General features: G+C 68.5%; 8 protein-coding genes. All 8 read right to left on the bottom strand.

Going from position 1 to position 18,334, the window contains the following annotated elements; genetic code table 11:
* Window positions 1-392: 392 nt before the first annotated feature.
* The 8 genes from ppdK to HMPREF1478_RS04590 all read right to left on the bottom strand — a co-directional run bounded on the left by ppdK (window position 393) and on the right by HMPREF1478_RS04590 (window position 18,243).
* Window positions 393-3,110, bottom strand: a complete 2,718-nt coding sequence (gene ppdK / locus HMPREF1478_RS04625; protein WP_016460925.1) for a pyruvate, phosphate dikinase — start codon at window positions 3,108-3,110, stop codon at window positions 393-395.
* 243 nt (window positions 3,111-3,353) lie between these two features.
* The gene (locus tag HMPREF1478_RS04620) at window positions 3,354-4,670 is read right to left on the bottom strand and encodes an FHA domain-containing protein (protein ID WP_016460924.1); all 1,317 of its coding nucleotides are present in this window, start codon (window positions 4,668-4,670) and stop codon (window positions 3,354-3,356) included.
* On the bottom strand, window positions 4,670-5,542 hold the full coding sequence (locus HMPREF1478_RS04615) for a PP2C family protein-serine/threonine phosphatase (protein ID WP_016460923.1): 873 nt from the start codon (window positions 5,540-5,542) through the stop codon (window positions 4,670-4,672). The genes HMPREF1478_RS04620 and HMPREF1478_RS04615 overlap by 1 nt, the downstream gene beginning before the upstream one ends.
* Before the next feature lie 136 nt (window positions 5,543-5,678).
* Complete coding sequence (locus HMPREF1478_RS04610; RefSeq protein WP_016460922.1) at window positions 5,679-7,211, bottom strand: serine/threonine-protein kinase; 1,533 nt, start codon at window positions 7,209-7,211, stop codon at window positions 5,679-5,681.
* Window positions 7,208-9,880: a transglutaminase-like domain-containing protein gene (locus HMPREF1478_RS04605; RefSeq protein ID WP_016460921.1), complete on the bottom strand. Its 2,673-nt coding sequence runs from the start codon at window positions 9,878-9,880 to the stop codon at window positions 7,208-7,210. Before HMPREF1478_RS04605 ends, HMPREF1478_RS04610 begins: the two co-directional genes overlap by 4 nt.
* Complete coding sequence (locus tag HMPREF1478_RS04600; RefSeq protein WP_016460920.1) at window positions 9,877-11,103, bottom strand: DUF58 domain-containing protein; 1,227 nt, start codon at window positions 11,101-11,103, stop codon at window positions 9,877-9,879. Before HMPREF1478_RS04600 ends, HMPREF1478_RS04605 begins: the two co-directional genes overlap by 4 nt.
* A gap of 20 nt (window positions 11,104-11,123) precedes the next feature.
* On the bottom strand, window positions 11,124-12,089 hold the full coding sequence (locus tag HMPREF1478_RS04595; RefSeq protein WP_016460919.1) for an AAA family ATPase: 966 nt from the start codon (window positions 12,087-12,089) through the stop codon (window positions 11,124-11,126).
* A 31-nt stretch (window positions 12,090-12,120) separates the two neighbouring features.
* Window positions 12,121-18,243 (bottom strand): Ig-like domain-containing protein, encoded by a 6,123-nt coding sequence (locus HMPREF1478_RS04590; protein ID WP_016460918.1) that lies wholly within the window; start codon window positions 18,241-18,243, stop codon window positions 12,121-12,123.
* Between the last annotated feature and the right edge of the window lie 91 nt (window positions 18,244-18,334).

Genomic DNA, 18,334 nt, shown 5'->3' with positions numbered 1-18,334 from the left:
CCCGCAGGTGACGGCAAGACCACCGCCAGACAAATTTCGCATGCAATTCCCCCAGGACACCAATCGATGCACGCTCAAAAACCGCAGAATATCAACGATTAGATTTCAATACTTGAAATACACTCCGGGGAATTGCATGCGGAATTACTGTGCGGACGGGCCGCCGCCCACGGGCACATCAAGCAGCCCGGCCCGGCAGGGCACACAGGGCAACCCGGCCCGGCAGGACACACAGGGCAACCCAGCCCGGCAGGGCGCCCGGAACACCCGTGGGGCCACAACACCACCGGCACCAACAACGTAGCGAGGCCGCGACCGGTTTCCCGGCCACGGCCTCGCCACTCAGTCAGCGCCGCTCAGAAAGACGGCACCGCGCGGAATAGCGCCAGCGATCAGGCGGTCATGTCCACGTGGTCCTCGACCGCGGCGCGGCCAGCCTCAAGGCGGGCGACGGGGACGCGGAACGGGGAGCAGGACACGTAGTCCAGGCCCACGTTGTGGAAGAAGTGGATCGACTGCGGGTCACCACCGTGCTCGCCACACACGCCGAGCTTGATGTTCGGCTTGGTGGAGCGGGCGCGGCGCACGCCTTCGGAGACCAGGGTGCCCACGCCGTGGACGTCGATGGACTCGAAGGGGGAGACACCGAAGATGCCGGCCTCGATGTACTGCGGGAAGAACACGCCTTCGACGTCGTCGCGCGAGAAGCCCCACACGGTCTGCGTCAGGTCGTTGGTGCCGAAGGAGAAGAAGTCGGCTTCCTCGGCGAGGTCCTCGGCCGTCATGGCGGCGCGGGGCAGCTCGATCATGGCGCCGATGGAGACGCCGGACAGGTCGACGCCGCGGGAGGAGGCGACGGAGGCGATGATGCCTTCGGCCTCTTCGCGCACGAGCTGGAGCTCACGCACGGAGCCGACGAGCGGAACCATGATCTCGGGGCGCGGGTCGAGGCCGCGGCCCACGAGTTCGGCGGCTGCCTCGCACAGGGCACGCATCTGCAGGGCGAACAGGCCGGGCAGGTAGATACCCAGGCGCACGCCGCGCAGGCCGAGCATGGGGTTCTGCTCGTGCATGCGGCGAACCTCGACGAGCATGGCCTCGTCGGCGGGGTCGAGGGTGCCGGTGGCCTTGCCGACGGCGACCTTGGTCTCCAGCTCGATGAGGGCGGGCATGAACTCGTGGAGCGGCGGGTCGATGAGGCGCACGGTCATCGACTTGCCGTCCATGACCTCGAGCATCTCGAGGAAGTCCTGCTTCTGCAGCTTCTCGAGCTCGTTGAAGGCCGCCTGGCGCTCGTCGGACTCGGGGGCGGAGAGGATGGCGCGCTCGACGAGCGGGCGGCGCTCACCCAGGAACATGTGCTCGGTGCGGCACAGGCCGATGCCCTCGGCACCGAACTCGATGGCGCGCTTGGAGTCGAGGGGGGTGTCGGCGTTGGCGCGCACGCGCAGGCGGCGGACCTTGTCGGCGTGGGACAGGAGCTTGTCGACGGCTTCGACGAGCTCGCGGGTGCCCTCGTCTTCGCCGGCGGCTGCGAGGCCGGCCTCGAGGCCTTCGGCGAGGTAGGTGGTGACGGGCGAGTCGGTCACGGGGACCTCGCCGCGGAAGATTTCACCGGTCTGGCCGTCGATGGCGATGGTGTCGTCGGCAGTCAGGACGAGGTCACCGATGGTGACGGTGCCGGCAGCCTCGTCGATGACGAGGGACTCGGCGCCACACACGCAGGTCTTGCCCATGCCGCGGGCGACGACGGCGGCGTGCGAGGTCTTACCGCCGCGCGCGGTGAGGACACCCTCGGCGGCGACCATGCCGGGCAGGTCGTCGGGGTTGGTCTCGCGGCGCACGAGGACGGTCTTGACGCCCTTTTCGGCGGCTTCGATGGCCTGGGCGTTGTTGAAGGCGATCTTGCCGACGGCGGCGCCCGGGGAGGCAGCCATGCCGCGAGCGATGAGGTCCTTGTCGGCCTTCGCGTCGAACTGGGGGAACATCAGCTGGGTGAGCTGGTCGCCGGTGACGCGGCCCAGGGCCTCGTCGCGGGTGATGAGCTTTTCGCCGAGGAGCTGGGTGGCGATACGGAACGCGGCGGCGGCGGTGCGCTTGCCGACGCGGGTCTGGAGCATCCACAGCTTGCCGCGCTCGATCGTGAACTCGATGTCGCACATGTCGCGGTAGTGGGTCTCGAGCTTGCGCATGATGGCGCGCAGTTCGTCGTAGACGGGCTTGTTGATGCGCTCGAGGTCGGACAGGGCCAGCGTGTTGCGGATGCCGGCGACGACGTCCTCGCCCTGCGCGTTCTCCAGGTAGTCGCCGTAGACGCCGGAGTGGCCGGAGGAGGGGTCGCGGGTGAAGCACACGCCGGTGCCGGAGTTTTCACCCATGTTGCCGAACACCATGGTGCAGATGTTGACGGCGGTGCCCAGGTCGTGGGGGATGCGCTCGCGGCGGCGGTAGATGCGGGCGCGCTCGGTGTTCCAGGAGCGGAACACGGCTTCGATGCCCATGTCCATCTGGGTGCGGGGGTCCTGCGGGAAGTCGTTGCCGGTCTGTTCCTTGACGATGCCCTTGAAGGTTTCGACGAGGCCCTTGAGGTCCTCGGCGGTCAGCTCGGTGTCGCCCTTCACGCCGCGCTCGGCCTTGAGGGCGTCGAGGGCGTCGGAGAAGAGGTCGCCGTCGATGTCGAGGACGGTCTTGCCGAACATCTGGATGAGGCGGCGGTAGGAGTCCCATGCGAAGCGCTCGTTACCGCTAACGGCCGCGAGGCCGAGGACCGACTCATCGTTCAGGCCGATGTTCAGGACGGTTTCCATCATGCCGGGCATGGAGAACTTGGCGCCGCTTCGCACGGAGACGAGGAGCGGGTCGGAGGGATCGCCCAGGCGGCGACCCATCTTGTCTTCGACGCCGCGCAGAGCGCGGGTAACCTCGGTGGCCAACGACTCGGGAACCGTGGAGTCCTTGAGGTATGCGCGGCATGCCTCGGTGGTGATCGTGAAGCCGGGGGGAACGGGCAGGCCGAGCTTCGTCATTTCGGCAAGGTTGGCTCCCTTTCCTCCGAGCAGGTCCTTCATGGACTTGTCGCCCTCGGAGAAGTCGTATACATACTTGACCATCGTGGTCCTCAACTTCCGTGTTTGCGATGTCCGGCCCATCGATGGGCCGCTACCAGGGGTAAGGATACACGCTTCAAGGGACCTAGGTCACTTCGAGACGCCCCGCCGTATGATTGTTCTGACATATCCGCAACACAGACGAGGCCGGGGCAGCCACTCGCCCCCCGCTCCCCCGCGGAAAACACAGAAAAATGCTGGTGGGGCAGGCCACCAGGCCCACCCCACCAGCATCGATAAGCGATGTCAGCGCACGCGGAACTCGATCGTGGTTCCCTCACCCACATCGATGAGGTCGCCGTCGTTCAGGGCGATCGTCACCATGGGGGTGACGTCCTGGAACGAGCCGTCGGCGTGACGCAGGACGGTGCCGTTCGCGCTGCCCAGGTCCATGAGGGCCCAGGAGCCGGGCGTCGTCATCATGACGGCGCAGTGCGAACGGGAAATCTCGGTCTCGGGGCTGGGCACGCGCAGGACCGTGGCCACGGGGCGGCCGGTCAGCGCGCGAGCATCGGGGTCGCGACCGATGACGACGTCGCGCGAGACCTCGACGGGCACGGTGCCGCCGTGAATCAGGAAGGCGACGGGGGCAGCGGGGCCGGAGTTCGCGGGGGCGAGGCGCAGGATGGTCGCCTCGGTGTCGGTCTCGGCGCCCAGGCCAGCCAGGCCCTCGGCGCTCATAGCCTCGGGGATGGCGGGAGGCTCAGCGACGGGAGGCTCAGCAACAACCTCGGACGAGGCCGGGGTGCCAGACTCGCCGAAACCGCCCTGGCGCTCGGCGGACTCGGCCGTGTCGACCGGCGGCTCCTCGGCGTCGGCGACGACGTAGAGCTCACCGGAGGGCTGCTCGGCTTCCTTCGCGGGCGCCTCCTCGGGGGGCTCCTCGACGTGCTCGGCGGTGGCCTCGGGAACCTCCTCGGCGTCGGGGGTACGCGAGGCCGAGCTCAGCGAGACCGGGCCGTTGCTGGTCGCGGCGAGGAACTGGGCCTCGACGGCGGCCAGGTCCACGGACGACGTGCGCGTGGAGGGTTCCGGCAGCTCCTCGCGGGCGTCGCGACGCGCGCGGCGCTCGTGGTCCGGAATGTCGGGGTTGATGAGGAAGCCCATCGTGTCGACGGGCATCGAGGCGAGGGCCTCGACCTCGTCGAGCGCGCGACCGATGCGGATCTCGCCAGCCTCGACGCGGTCGGCGGCGGGCACCATCCACGTGACCTCGTCGCCGTCAATGATGGTGGCCTCGAAGGTCTGCCACTCGCCGGGGTTGAAGGGCCACGCCCAGATCGGGTCGGTCCAGACCTGCTCGGTGATCTGGCCGGCGGCGCGCATGCGCAGCTGAATGTTGCCGAGGACCGTCAGGTAGGGCTGCTCGCCGGCGCAGTCCAGCAGGAGGGCGTCGCCCTTCTCAGCCTGGACGTGGGACAGCCACGCCTGGGTGTCGGCGCGTCCCCACACGACGTCGGCCGCGGAGTCCGCGAAGTCGAGCGGAACCAGCGCCGCGCCGAGGGGACCCGTGACGAGCATCGCGCCCTGCCCGCGGCACAGGAAGCGTCCAATCTGAAGCATCAGTTACTGCCTTCTCTACGAGGGACCCGGCGAGCGGTCTCAATCGACGCCGGACGTACTGGTTGAATCATCCGATTCATGACATTCGATGTCAATGTTACTCGTGATTTGGTTCCTGCGTAAACTACAACGGCGGTCGTATTGTCCCGTGTTCCCGTCTCCAACGAGGCGCGCACGAGTCTGTCGGCCGTCCCCTGCGGACCGTCGCCGGCTGCGACAACCGCATGAATCTGCGAATCGCTCAGGACGCCGTGCACCCCATCTGTACAGATGACGGCCCGATCGCCTTCTTCCAGCGGCATGATTGTGTAGTCGGCTTTCACACTTCCGGTCTGTCCGGCGCCCAGGGCCTTCGTCACAACATTCGCGGGAGGGATCACACGGGGCGCCCCGGAGGTGGCCGCGAGGTCGCGCGCCTCCTGCAGCGCCGAGTGATCGTGCGTGAGCTGTCGGATGCCCCCGCCGCCCACGACATAGGCGCGCGAGTCACCCACGTTAAAGGAGAGCCAGTAGGGCCCCTCGGCGGTGCGCAGCACCATGAGCCCCGACAGCGTGGTGCCGGGAGCGCTCATCGGATTGTCGGCGGGCGCCAGCGACGCAACCGCGTTGGCTGCCGCGTCGATCGCGACGGACAGATCCACCAGGTCAACGGGGCGATTCCCGAGGCGGTCCGAGCTCAGAAACTCCTGCAGGGTAATAACGGCCTTCGACGAGGCCTGGGCCCCACCCAGGTGGCCACCCATCCCATCGGCGACGGCGAAGACCGGGGGAACCGCCAGCCAGGAGTCCTCGTTCTCGGAGCGGACCGGACCAATATCGGTCGAGGCGCCCCATCGAACTGCGGGCCGTTCCGCGTGTTCCTCTAGAGACATGAGCCTTCATCCTTTAGCTGCGTTGAGCGCGAGGGACTGCGCGCGATACTGACCATTTTACACCCGGCGTGACCAGGGTCTCGTCCGACAAGAGCAGAGAGCGGACGAAAAAAGCAAACCGATTGATCGTTGTGCGTCACGGGGCCTCCACGCAGGCCTGCACCGGGTCGGACATGCGACCGGACGAGCGTGACACGGTCGTGATCTCGATGCAATTCTGCCCGCTCGCACCGTCGACCGTCACGCTCGTCGACTCCACGCGACCGCGCGACGTGCCGGCAGCTCCCGAACCCTCGTAGGCGTACAGGATGTCCTGCGGTGCGGGGCCGTCGGGGGCGGTCCACGTCCAGGTCACCATTCCGTCGGAGTACTGCCCGACCAAGCCCGACACCTGCGGGGGAGCCGCGCCCAACGCGTCACCGGGAGCCGAGGAAGCGCTCGTCGTCTCGGGTGCGGGAGAAATGCGCGTAAAAGAACCCTGGCCGCGCAACATTCCCACGATAAGGCCGGCCGCGATGACCGCAGCCAGCAGCGCGAGGAGCACGCCAGCGACCGGGGACATCCCCTTTTTGGCCGCCGAGGGATCCTCGACGACGCGACGAGCCGACACCTCGTCCGCATCCGCAGATCGTTCGATCTTCCACGAGTCCGCAACCGCCTCGACGCCACCCGAGCCGGCCCCGCCCTCGAAGGAGTACGAGTTCGAACGCAGGCGCGTCTTATCCGGATCGATGACGGGAGCGCCGCGCAGGCGCGTCTTCTGGTCGCCCGCGGCGGTAGCCGATGCCTTGGAACGCTTCTCCTTGATCTCCATCTCGGTGCGCGGCAGACCCAGTTCCTTCTGGACGCGTTGCAGGCCCTGGCCGAATTCCATCGCCGAAGGCGTGCGCTCGGCCGGGTCGATCGTCATCGCGGCACGCAGCACGCGCTCCAGCTCCGCCGGAGCATCCGCACGCCCGAGGCCACGCATGCGTCCGCGCTGCACGCGGTTCGCGATCGACGCCGCCGAGTTGTCGCCGATCGGATCCTCGAAGGGGCTGCGCCCCGTCACGAAGGTCCACGTCGTCGCAGCCAGCGCCCACACGTCCTGCAGGGGCGAGGCCGGAGAGTTCACGTCCTGCTGCTCCGGGGGCGCCCACAGCACCGAGAAGCCGTCGAAGGCGCCAACCTCCAGCTGGCCCACCTTCGAGGCCACGCCGAAGTCCGCGAGCACCGGCTTCCCGTAGGAGTCCAGCATAATGTTCGACGGCTTAATGTCACGATGCACGTAGCCCTGGCGGTGGAACATCTCCACGCCGCCACTGATCTTGATCATGGTGTCGAGGGCCTTATCGAGCGGCATCGGGCGGGCACGCACCTGCGTGAGCAGGTCAGCCACCGGGCAATACTCCATGATCAGGTACGCGCGACCGTCGCTTGTCGTCCCCACGCCGTGCAGCTCGACGACCGAGGGGTGCCCGGCGAGCAGCGTCATCGCGTCGGCCTCGCGGTGTAGTTCCTTCGTGCCGCGCTCATCGCCCAGCGTGCGCACGACCTTGATGGCCACGTCGCGGCTCGGCAGCTCTTGACGGTAGAGGAAGACGTCGGCGAAGCCGCCCTGACCGAGCGGGCGCACCCATCGGAAGCCGGGAATATCAGGGCCTTTCAGGCCCGCAACCGGGGGCGTCAACGATCCTCCTCCTCGTTCATCGTGCGCGCGATGGACGCGCTCAGGCGCAGCTTACGGCGCATGCGCAGGCTGCGCAGTGACAGCGCGCGGCGAATACGCGCGAAGAATCCGGCGCGCTTGCTCACCTGGGCGCGCAGGGCACCCACCTGCTCCCACGCGTCGCGCGCGCGGTCACGGGAGGCGCCGTTGGATGCGAAGTTCGCGACGTCCGCGTAGCGCGCGATCACGACGGGGGCAGGCACGTCGTCACCGAAGCGGCTCCAGCCGTCGATCACGTAGCGACCCTTGCCGGCCTCGGCCTCGTCAATTTCCACGGAGTCCGTCGACCCGTCGTCACCGTGGCGCACCTCACCCGTAACCAGGGTGAAGGGATCACCCGGATCCTCGCCGAGGTCCCACTGCGAGGCCAGCGACCAGGCGGTCTCCTGCCTGGTGCGTCCCACGTCGATACGCAGGCCCGAGTCCGCGGCGAGGTCGACGACCTCATCCCACGAGCCAACGAGCGCCTGGGCGGCCGCAGCGCGGCGGCGACGCCTCCGGCGGCCCGCCTTGTAGAGCAGGACGAGCAGCGGCGGGAGCAACACGAGCAGGAAGCCACCCGCGATGCCGGCGACGACACCCCACGGGAACGGGTCGGCCGGAGGAGCCATCGGATCAGCGTTCTGGTCGCGCGTCGTCGGCGGCAGCTCGGCGGGAGCCTCCGGGGGCTCCGGCGGCTGCAGGACCTGCGGGCGCGGCACGGACCGAGGCTTGGGAACCTGCGTCTGCGGCGTGTGGTCACGCGGCGGCGTCGGATCGAAGACGACCCAGTGACCACCCGCGAACTCGACCTCGACCCACGCGCGAATGTCGGAACCACGCAGCGTCGCAGCACCTCCCTGGGAGCCGCCCTCCGGGTAGGCACCCATGACCACGCGCGCGTTAATGCCCAGCTGGTGCAGCATCAGCGCCATCAGCGCGGTGTACTGCTGGTCGTCACCGATGAGGTTGTTGTCGTCGGAGAGCATGCGCTCGAGGCGGTCTGCGCGCACGCCGGGGCGCGAGAACTGCGTGTTCTCGTTGAGATAGAAGCCGTTCGTTGACAGGTAGTGCTCAATCGCGCGCGCGGCCGCCAGCGCGGTGGACGCGTTCTGCGTGATGTCGGCTGCCTTCGTCGCGACGGCCTCGGGAACGTTGGTATCCGCCATCGTGAAGGGCGCGACCGCCAGGGTTGCCACGTCCTCGTCGCGCACGGGAGCCATGAAGGTGGTCGTCACGGAGTAGCTCATCGTCCCCGCGGGGCCAGTCGTCAGCGCGGCATTCGACCACGTGTCGACGAACAGTCCTTCCTTCTGAGCGGTCGCGGACGCGCCCGTGAAGGTGATCTGCGAGGGCTCACCCAGGACGGGCACCCACGGACCGGACATGCCGGTGGTCTCCACCGTCGCGATGGAGGTGCCCTCGGGGCGCCCTGGGATCGTCGTCTCGACCGGAATGTAGCCGGTGTGCTCGTCGTCGCGCTTGTTCGTCATGCCGAAGGTCGTGCCGTCGTAGACGTCCATCGCGGCGATGCGCACGCGCTGGTTCTCGGGCAGATCGGACACGGTCAGGAGGGTCTGGTCCTTCAGATCCGTCGTGTAGTGGCGGAACGAGGCCATCGGCGAGGGATAGGCCTGAATGTCCAGGGGCGGCTGGACGAGGTCACGGCCGACGATGCGCGTCCCCGAGGACCCCAAGTAGGACGCTGCGGGCAGCGCGATACCGACAGAGATCGCGAGCACCGCGAACGCGCCCATCGCGCGGGTCCACACGTAGACGGTCGAGCGGGACTGACGCCCGAGGGTGTTGTCCGCGCCGGGTGCGCTCGATCGGCCCACGAGGACGTCCTGGCCCAGGGTGATGCGCTGATACTGCGCGGCTGCCGCCCACCAGGCTGCCAGGAGCGCCCACCAGGTCAGCACCGCCCACAGGGGCAGCGTGTGGTGCGACAGTCCGAAGAAAACGGAGATGACGCCCATGAGGACGAGGGGGATGGAGCCCAGGACCGCACGGCCAAAGCGCGCGGTGATGATACCGGCGAGGAATGCCAGGACCAGGCCGCTCATCCACGGCACGAGGGCGGGGCCGGAGTAGACCGACACGGGGGCGGTCAGCGTCAGGAGGTCCTTCCACGCGCGGAAGGAGCCCAGGACCATGACCTGCAGTGTCTTGCCGGTCGGCAGGACACCGAAGAGCGCCTCGGAGCGCAGCGCGGCCGCACTTCCGAGCAGGAAGTAGGTGACCACCACGCTGAGCACGCTCGTGACGCCGTCCCAGCGCCAGCGCGTCGAGGCGGCGGACAGTGCGAGGCCGCAGATGACGCCCGCGCCCGCGGCGATTGCGCCCACTCCCCCGCCGAAGACGGGCTCGAAGGCGGCGACGGGGCCGACGAAGAGCAGCGCGAGGATCAGGAGCGACCAGATCGGCAGGCGCGTGCGGTAGGTCGCGAAACGCTGCGTGATCGTCAGCAGGCGGTTGCGCGTCGTCTTGGGCTTGGGGGCCTCCGACGGCTGCTCGCCCGCGCCGCGATCACGCTTCTCGGTCGCATCAGGGATCTCTCCCACCGCACGGACGTGCGTCTCGTTGGCCTCGGGCTGGGCCTGCGACTCGATGCGCTGAGCGCGCGGCTTAGTGTTGACGTTGCTGCTCATGCCAGGCCTCCGGCAACGATGATGCGCGGCAGGTCATCCAGCGTGGAGCAATCCAGCAGGACACCTCGGCCGAGGTCGCGGCGGGCGCGCTCGTTCTCGGCACCGATACGGATGATGGAGACGGGCACGTCGATGGGCGCCAAGCGGGCCAGGTGCGCCGCGTCGCTATCGCTCACCTGCGGGCCGACGATGAGCGTCAGCGCGGAAACACCGGGGCGCTGGGCCACGGCCTCGCGCACACGCAGGGGAAGATCCCCGAAGGAGCGCGCCGAGACCTCGGACAGCGCGTCCAGCATCCGCATGGCGTGCCCGGACGGCAGCCAGGTCTCCGTCGTCGTCAGCGAGACGGGGCGCGACTCGCGCAGGTTCGCCAGGCCCAGCGAGCCCGCGACCGACACTGCGGTCTCGAAGGACTCGTAGTCCCACGCGTCGCGCGACGTGTCTAGGACGATGACGTGGTGGGAGCGGTGCGTCTCCTCGTACTGGCGCACGATGAGCTTGCCCATGCGCGCGGTCGACTGCCAGTGCACGGCGCGACGGTCGTCGCCCGGCTCGTAATCGCGCAGGGCGTGGAAGGACACGTCGGAGCTGGAGAGCTTACCGGTGGACACGCCCTCGACGTCCAGCTGGAAGCCGGTCGCGTCGAAGGGCACGCGCACGGTGCGAGGGTGCACGTGCAGGAGGATCGGCTCGTCCCACATGCGCACGCGGCGCAGCAGGCCCAGCGCGTCCGAACGCACGGCTCGGGCGGGGCCGATGCTGATGAGGCCGCGGTGACGCGAGGAGATCAGGAACATCTCGTCCCAGGTCTCGTGGGCGCCCAGCGGGGGCACGACGAATTCGCCGGTACCCGAGCCGATCGGCAGTTCGATGATGCCCGAACGCACGGACCGAGAGCGCTCGTTACGCACCGAGATCTCGCCGACGGCCGTCTGACCGGCGACGATGCGCTCGTTCGGCACGCGGATCGACACGAGGTGCGGGGGCCGCCACGCCACGCGCAGGGCGGCCAGCGCCAGCGCGACGGCGCCCGCGAGCGCGCAGGCGAGGGCCTCGACCCATTCGAGCGTGACCGCGATTGCCAGGCCCGCAATGATGAAGATGATGACCGCCCAGCCGATCGGCGTGACCGCCGAGGCGAGGGCTTTCAGGGGTTGCGAAGGACCGGCCTTCGCCCTGCGGGGCGAGACCATCGTGGGGGTGTCCGTGCGCTTCCCTTGCATCATCGTGTCCGGTCGGTTCCTTACGCGCCGACCGCGGGGGCGGGCACGGAAGTCAGGGCACGCTGAATGACGCCTTCGGCGGTCGCGCCGGAGAAAGCGGCGTCGGGGTCGACGATGACGCGGTGTGCCCACACGGGCACGGCGAGAGCCTTGATGTCGTCGGGCAGGACGAAGTTACGGCCCTGCGCGGCGGCCCACACGCGGGCGCAGCGCACCATGCCGATGGCGCCACGGGTCGACACGCCCAGCAGCGAGGACTCGTCCTCACGGGTGGCTTCCGCCAGCGCGGCCACGTAGTCGAGGACGGCGCGGTCCGTGTGGTTCGCCGAGGCCAGGGCGGCCCAGGCGACGATGTCCTGACCGGTCACGAGGGGGCGCAGGTTCTTCGAGCGGTCCGGGGAGGCCGAGCCGTCGAGGACGTCGATCATGGCGCTACGCGAGGGGTAGCCGATCGAGGTCTTCATGAGGAAGCGGTCGAGCTGGGCCTCGGGCAGCGGGTAGGTGCCGGCCTGCTCGACGGGGTTCTGGGTCGCGATGACCATGAAGGGCTGGGGGGCGGGGCGGCGCACGCCGTCGACCGTCACCTGGGCTTCTTCCATGACCTCGAGGAGGGCGGACTGCGTCTTGGGCGACGCACGGTTGATCTCGTCGGCGAGGACGATCTCCGCGAAGACGGGGCCGGCGTGGAAGACCCACTCGCCCGTCTTCTGGTTGAACATGTTCACGCCGGTGATGTCGGAGGGCAGCAGGTCGGGGGTGAACTGGATACGCGAGTGCGTGCCGTCGATGACGGCGCTGATCGCGCGAGCCAGGGCGGTCTTGCCGGTACCGGGCGCGTCCTCGAGCAGGAGGTGGCCGCCTGCGAACATCGTCGTCAGAGCGAGTCGCACGGCCTGGCGCTTGTCCAGAACCGCCACGGACACGCCGTCGACGAGGCCCTTGAAGACCTGGGCGAACCTGGTTGCATCCTCAATGGATAGGGTCATGTTTCTACCTTTTGTTGTGTGGCGGAGTGGTCTATTCGACGTGACAGGAGGTGACGGGAGGCTTCGCGAGGAGCTCGGCCGCCGTCGTGGCCTCGGTCAGGATACCCGTAATTTGGGGGGTATCCCGCGAGAAGCGGAACTCGGTGATCGACGCGGGGCGTCCCGTCTTGACGCTGCACACGAGGGTGAGGCCGGATTGGAACGTCTGGGCGTTCACGGCGCGCAGCGTCATCGAGCCGCACTCCTGCCCATTTCCGCAGCTCATCTTTCCTTCGAACGTCGCGTCGATGTTGGCGTTCAGTTCCCCGGTCCTCACGGTGGTCCTCACCTCGCGGTGCTGGCCGCCGCTGCCGATGAGCTGGACGACGATCGTGTACTCGTGGACGGGCTTCAGGTCATCAGCCCACCACTGGGTGAGCGGACCCCTGACAGTCTGCTTGGTTGATGCTTCCATGCCTTCGATCCACACATTGGTCTCGGTGATCGCCACCCCGCTGGGGATGGTCCAGCTTGCGCTCGCCGAGTCTGCCCCGGCGGTCGCGTGAACCTCGAAGGGCGGGATCTGTTCGTCATCGTCATCGCCACCACCGTCGCGCTGGCCGTTACCGACCGTACCGGTAGCCGCCGTGACCGGACTCCAGACGTACGACCCGTCGTCCTTCTTGCCGCGCTGGCAGAAGTAGAAGGTCATCGTCGCACCCGGGGTGAGCGGGCCGATGTTGAAGTCGCCGCGATCACCGTTGTTGAGACGAAGGGGGTTGCCGGGCGCCGTACACCCCGCCGCGCTGTCCGCGTAGAAGAGCTCGAGGTCGGCGGCCTTGTAGCCGTTGCCTTCCTTCAGGCGCGCGTTCGCAATCGAGAGCTTGCCGAACGCATTATCGGAGGGCGGACCCAGGCGCGGCGCGTCGGGGGCCAGCGGCGTCGTCTTGGGAGGAGTGGGATCCTCGTGGACGACCGCCGGAATGACGTAGCCAGGAGAGGTCGCCGTGTCACCGTTCGTGTTACTGACGGTCACGTACACGGTGAGGGCCACGCCGTAGGGAACGGTCATCTGAGTGGTGGTGGTTCCGCCCGAGACCGTCTTGGTGACGCCGTTGACCGACACAATCGTCTCGCCCCATCGAGCGGTGCCGGAGCTACCCAGGGACCAGGTGATGGTCGCCAGAGCGCCGTTTCCGTCGCGCTGCTGGACCGCGGAGCCACTCGTGATGACCGGCTGATCGGGGCCGCGTCGCGTCGCCTTCGGGGTACCAGTCACGCCCGGGGAGGCCTGGGAGTTACCGTTCGCGTTCGTCGCGACGACCGTGACGGTATAGTTCTGGTCGTTCACGAGGCCGCTGATCGTGCACGTGCGCTCCCCGTTCGTCGTGCAGGTGCGCGAACCGGTAGCGGCGGCCGCGTACACGGTGTAGCCCGTGATGGGCGACCCGTTGTTGTTGGGGGCATCCCATGTCATCGTCAGTTCGCCATCGCCGGGGGTGACACTCGGTCCACCCGGGCGATCCGGGACGCCGGTGGGCGTGATCTCGTTGGATGCGGTGCGAGCGGATTCGCCCTGCTCGTTCACCGCACTCACCGAGAAGCGGTAGCTCTGTCCCGTTCGCAGGCCGTTCACCTCGCACACGGTGTTCGGGCAGTCGGCGATCTTCGCGCCGTTGGAGTCGTAGAGACGGTAGCCGGTGATGGGCGAGCCGTTCGACGCGGGGGCGTCGAAGGTCACCTTCGCGCCGGTGGCACCCACGGCCTCGGCGACCACGTTCGTGGGCGCGCCGGGCTTGTCGGTGACGGTCACCGTGATGGTGCCCTGCACGACGCGCGAGGGGTCACCCAGCTTGTCGTTGACCTGGAAGCCCACCGAGATCGTGCCCGTGGCGCGGGGCGTGACCATGACCGACGTGCCGGAGGAGGCGATGTCCGCGTTACCCAGGGACACCGCGGTTCCGACGAGGGAAATCGGCGTGTCGGGGAAGGGGTTGGTGGCGCGCGAGGCCACGTCAACGATCACGGTATCCCCGACCTTCGCGTTCACGGTGTACGGGGGCACCTGGATGCGCGGCTTCGTCGTCGACACGATCTCGACGGGGATCGAAGCGTTGACGGTGTTGCCCTGCTCGTCGGTGACGCTGACGGGGATGGAGCCGGCGGATCCGGGGGTCGCGCCCTCGGGGGCGGAGACCGTCAGGACGGTGCCAGACAGCGACGCCGACACGGCGCTGGGCGCGGAACCCATCGCGTAGGTGAAGGTCGAGACGTCCGTCCCCTCGGGGTCGCGCACGGCGAGCGCGAGGTTCTGCGTGACGGCAGCACCCCCGGCCTCGACGCGGATCGCGGTCGGGGCGAAGGTGGGCGGCTGGTTCGTGGTCGCCTTGATGCGCACGGGCAGCGACAGCGACGCGCTCAGCGCGCCAGCGTCGTCAGCACCGCCGTCCGCGACCTGGATGAGGAAGGCGGAGTTACCGCCGAAGGTCGCGGTCGCCGTCAGCGTCAGCTGCGTCGAGGAGTCCGCCACCACGGAGTCCAGGCCGGTCTGGGGCACCGGGGAGGTCCCATCGACGAGGCGGGGGCTGCGGCCCGAGCGGGTCACGACGTAGTCCGACAGTTTGATCGTGCGCGAGGTGCCCGCGTCCATCTCGATGGGCAGGGCCGCGGCGTTCAGGAAGGGCGCGGTGGAGTCGCGTCCGGGCACGGTCACGACGGCGGAGTTCGTCAGGCCATCGCGGTCCGTGATCGTGTAGACGACGAGGCGCAGGGTGTCGGTCACCGGGATCAGCAGGTCGGTTCCGTCAACCGTGACGCCGGATTCGGCGCTCGTCACGGTCAGCTCATCGATGCTGCCGTCGGGGTCCTCGTCGTTTTCGAGGACCTTCACGCGCACGGCGGAACCATCGGTGGGCAGGTCCTCGTAGGACACGTAGTCATCGCGGGCGATCGGCGCCTTGAGGGGCGCGTCGTCCTGCACGTACACCGTCACGGTGCCACGCGCGGAGCCGCCGCGACCGTCGCTCACCGTGTAGGACACCAGGTAGGTGCCGGCCTGCGAAGGCGTGTGGATCTGCAGGGTCGAGGAGGAGCGAACCTGCGGATCGAGCTCGGGCGTCGCCGTCTCGAGGCCGTCTTCCTCCAGCGTGAGGGGGTCGCCGTCGGGGTCAACGTCGTTCGAGAGGACGTTGACGGTCACCATGCGGTCCGGGCGCGTCAGCACAGTGTCGGGCACGGCCACCGGGTTCTGGTTGAGCGAGGGGGCCGCGGAGATCGCGACGCGCACGCGAGCGGAGGCCCGTGCACCCTGACGGTCGGTAACCGTGTAGGTGAAGGAATCCGTGCCCGAAGCGTTCTGGTTCGGCGTGTAGTCGATCCACGTCGACTGCGCGGTGGCGCTGCCCTGCTGCGGCGAGGAGTCGAGGCCCGTCAGGCTCACGGAGTCGCCGTCCGGGTCGATGCCATCGAGGGTCACGGGGATGCGCGTCGTCTGCCCCGCGGCCGCCCACGCGCTGATGTCGCGGGGGCGCGGAGGCTGGTTCTGGTCGGACGCGCCGACGACCTCGAAGGTGACCGTGCTCGACGCGCGGTTGCCCGCGGAGTCGATGACCGAGTAGGTGACGTCCATGATGCCGGGGTTGGCACCGGCCTCGAGACGCACCTGGTTACCGGTCACGAAGGGGGTTCCCAGCGCGTTCGTCGGGTCGTAGGCGAGCGTCGACTCGACCTGCAGGTTCAGGCCCGCCGGGGAGCGGTCGTTCGACAGGACCGACACGGTACCCACGTCGCCGACACGCACCTTGGCGCGGTCAGGTTTGAGGACGGGCGGCAGGTCGGAGCGGTCAGCCGCGCCGGGAATCACCATGACGTCCGCGGTGGCCTCGCCCTGGCCGTTCGAGACCGTGTACGAGAAGCTCGCGGTCTGGGTCAGGCCCGACGGCGCGGTCACGCGCAGCAGGTGGCGGTCGATGAGAGCCACCTCGAGGCCGGGAACGTTCGAGGCGTCGACCGACGTGATGGACAGCAGGCCGCCCGACGGGTCGTAGTCATTATTGAGGGGCGCGACCAGGACGGATCCGCCCAGCGGGAGGACCGCGGTGTCGTTCTCAGCGACCGGCGGTAGAGCGGTGGCCTCGACGACCTCGACGCGGATAATGCCCAGCGTCGTCGCGATGCCGTCGGACACCGTGTAGGCGAAGGAGTAGGAGCCCGGCGCGGTGGCGCGGAAGTCGATCGTGCCGCGGTCGAGGTCCGGCGAGATGGTCGCGCCCGCGGGTGCACCCGAGACAGCGGCGAGGCTCAGCGGGTCGCCGTTGGGATCAGTGTCGTTCTTGAGCGGGTCGAGGGTGACCGTCTCACCCGGGTGTGCCTGGAACAGGTCGCCGTTCGCCGACGGAGGCAGGTTTCCGGCCTCCTGAACCGTCGCGATGAGCTCGCCACGCGTCTCTGCCCCCTGGTCGTCCGCGACCGTCAGGACGATGGACTTCGGGCCGGGCGCGCTGCCCTCATCGGTGATCGTCAGGGAACCATCCTCGCTGAAGGACACACTCAGGCCCTCGGGCGCCTCCGCATTCTTGAGGTAGATCGGGTCGCCATCGGGGTCTCGCCAGTCGCTCAGCGCCTGGTACTGAATCTGCGCATTCGCGCCGATCTTCACGGTCGACGCACGCAGCTGGTTCGGCGCCGCGTTCTGGCTGTAGGGGTGAATCGTCACCTGCACGCGGGCGGACGCCGAGGCCTGCCCGTCGGAGGCCTCGTAGGAGAAGGACGTCGAGCCGGTCTGATTCGCATCGACGCCGGAGATCTGCAAAGCGCGGCCGCCGCGCGCGACGGAGATGGTCCCCCACTCGGGCGCGCTCGTCGGGGACGCGGTCAGCACGTCTCCGTCGAGGTCGGAGTCGTTGTCGAGGACGGGCAGAACCGTCGAGCGTCCCGGGCGGATGCCGAACTCGTCATCCACGGCCTCGGGCGGGGTGTTCTGCTCGCGCTGCTGAGGGTCGGCGACCTCGTTCGTGAGCTCGGGGCTATCCTGCTCCTCCTCGGTCTCCTCGAGCTGGTTTTCGACCTCGTCCCAGTTGTCCATGAGGACCATGTTCGAGTCGGGCAGCCACACGCTACCCTGCGCGACGTCATTGAGGACGATGGCCTTGCGGTTCGTGCGGAAGACGATCTCGCGCGCGGTCGTCAGCGTATCGACGACCATCTGCTTGTTCGCCGACGGGTCGTCGCACGCACGCATGTAGGCGCCCGACACGCTCCACGCGCCGTACGAGCAGCCTTCGTGGCGAACGGGGGCCGCGGGATTGCCGCTGGCGCCGCTCTCGGTGGCGGGCGTGATCGTCGGGGTGCCACCCGCCAGCGGGATCGACACGAGGGCCGAGGGCGTGGCGAGCAGGACGGAATCCGCCTTCGGTCCGGCCAGCTGCAGGATGCCGCCCTCCTCGACTCCGGCGGCGCCCAGGTCGAGCTTCTTGCCGCCCGGGAGGAAGAGGGTGTTGGATTGCGAGTCGAGGGCGACGACCTGGTCGCCGACGACAGTGATGCTCAGCTGGGCGTCCTCTGGGATGCCTTCGATCCGGCTGGTCGCGGCCTGGTCGACGGTCCCCTGGCGCTTGACGGTCGTCAGCGTGCCCGAGGCGGCCAGGGAGTACACGGAGCCGTCGAGCCCGGTCACGAACGCGCTCGCGCCCATGTTCGAGGACAGGGCCGCACCTTCGGACAGGTTCGCGGGGCTGGGCGCGGTGGCCGAGGTAGTCCACAGGGTACCGTCGGTGGGGTTGAGGACGCCGAGGACGTCGCCGCCCTGCATGGCGCTCGAGCCGGAGGGCAGAGCCGTCGGGGAGCCGAGGGACACCTGGGTGACGTTGACGGGAGCGACGGTCAGCGAGGTGAGGTCGGAGACGGTGACGGTCTCGCCAGCCTGGCCGACGTCGAAGTTGGTGGCCTCGGTGCGCAGGGCGCCGTCGAGGATGCGGGCCTCGTAGTCGAGGTGGCCGACCATCTGCTTGGACTTGTTGGTCACCCAAATGCCACCGTCGTTGACGTTGACTTGCGTGACTTCAGCACCCTTGTAGATAACGCCTGCGATGCACAGCGCAGCAACGACCAGCACCAGGACAAACGCCGGTAGGCGTCGCCTTGTACTGGTTACTTTTCGTCGCAATTGCGCGCTCATTGACCCTCTCCCGATTGCTGAGCAGTCTCCACTCAATAGTGTGGCACGACTACACCGCACGCTAATAGTTAACGAGAATCTATCAGATGGG

Origin of the sequence: Actinomyces sp. HPA0247, assembly GCA_000411415.1 — a bacterium.
Lineage (GTDB): Bacteria > Actinomycetota > Actinomycetes > Actinomycetales > Actinomycetaceae > Pauljensenia.
The sequence above is the reverse complement of the archived record's forward strand: the minus strand, read 5'-3'. Positions and strand labels throughout refer to the sequence as shown.

Coding starts and splice junctions, on each gene's coding strand:
- ppdK (WP_016460925.1), bottom strand. CDS start 3,110: ATGGTCAAGTATGTATACGACTTCTCCGAGGGCGACAAGTCCATGAAG.
- HMPREF1478_RS04620 (WP_016460924.1), bottom strand. CDS start 4,670: ATGCTTCAGATTGGACGCTTCCTGTGCCGCGGGCAGGGCGCGATGCTC.
- HMPREF1478_RS04615 (WP_016460923.1), bottom strand. CDS start 5,542: ATGTCTCTAGAGGAACACGCGGAACGGCCCGCAGTTCGATGGGGCGCC.
- HMPREF1478_RS04605 (WP_016460921.1), bottom strand. CDS start 9,880: ATGAGCAGCAACGTCAACACTAAGCCGCGCGCTCAGCGCATCGAGTCG.
- HMPREF1478_RS04600 (WP_016460920.1), bottom strand. CDS start 11,103: ATGCAAGGGAAGCGCACGGACACCCCCACGATGGTCTCGCCCCGCAGG.
- HMPREF1478_RS04595 (WP_016460919.1), bottom strand. CDS start 12,089: ATGACCCTATCCATTGAGGATGCAACCAGGTTCGCCCAGGTCTTCAAG.
- HMPREF1478_RS04590 (WP_016460918.1), bottom strand. CDS start 18,243: ATGAGCGCGCAATTGCGACGAAAAGTAACCAGTACAAGGCGACGCCTA.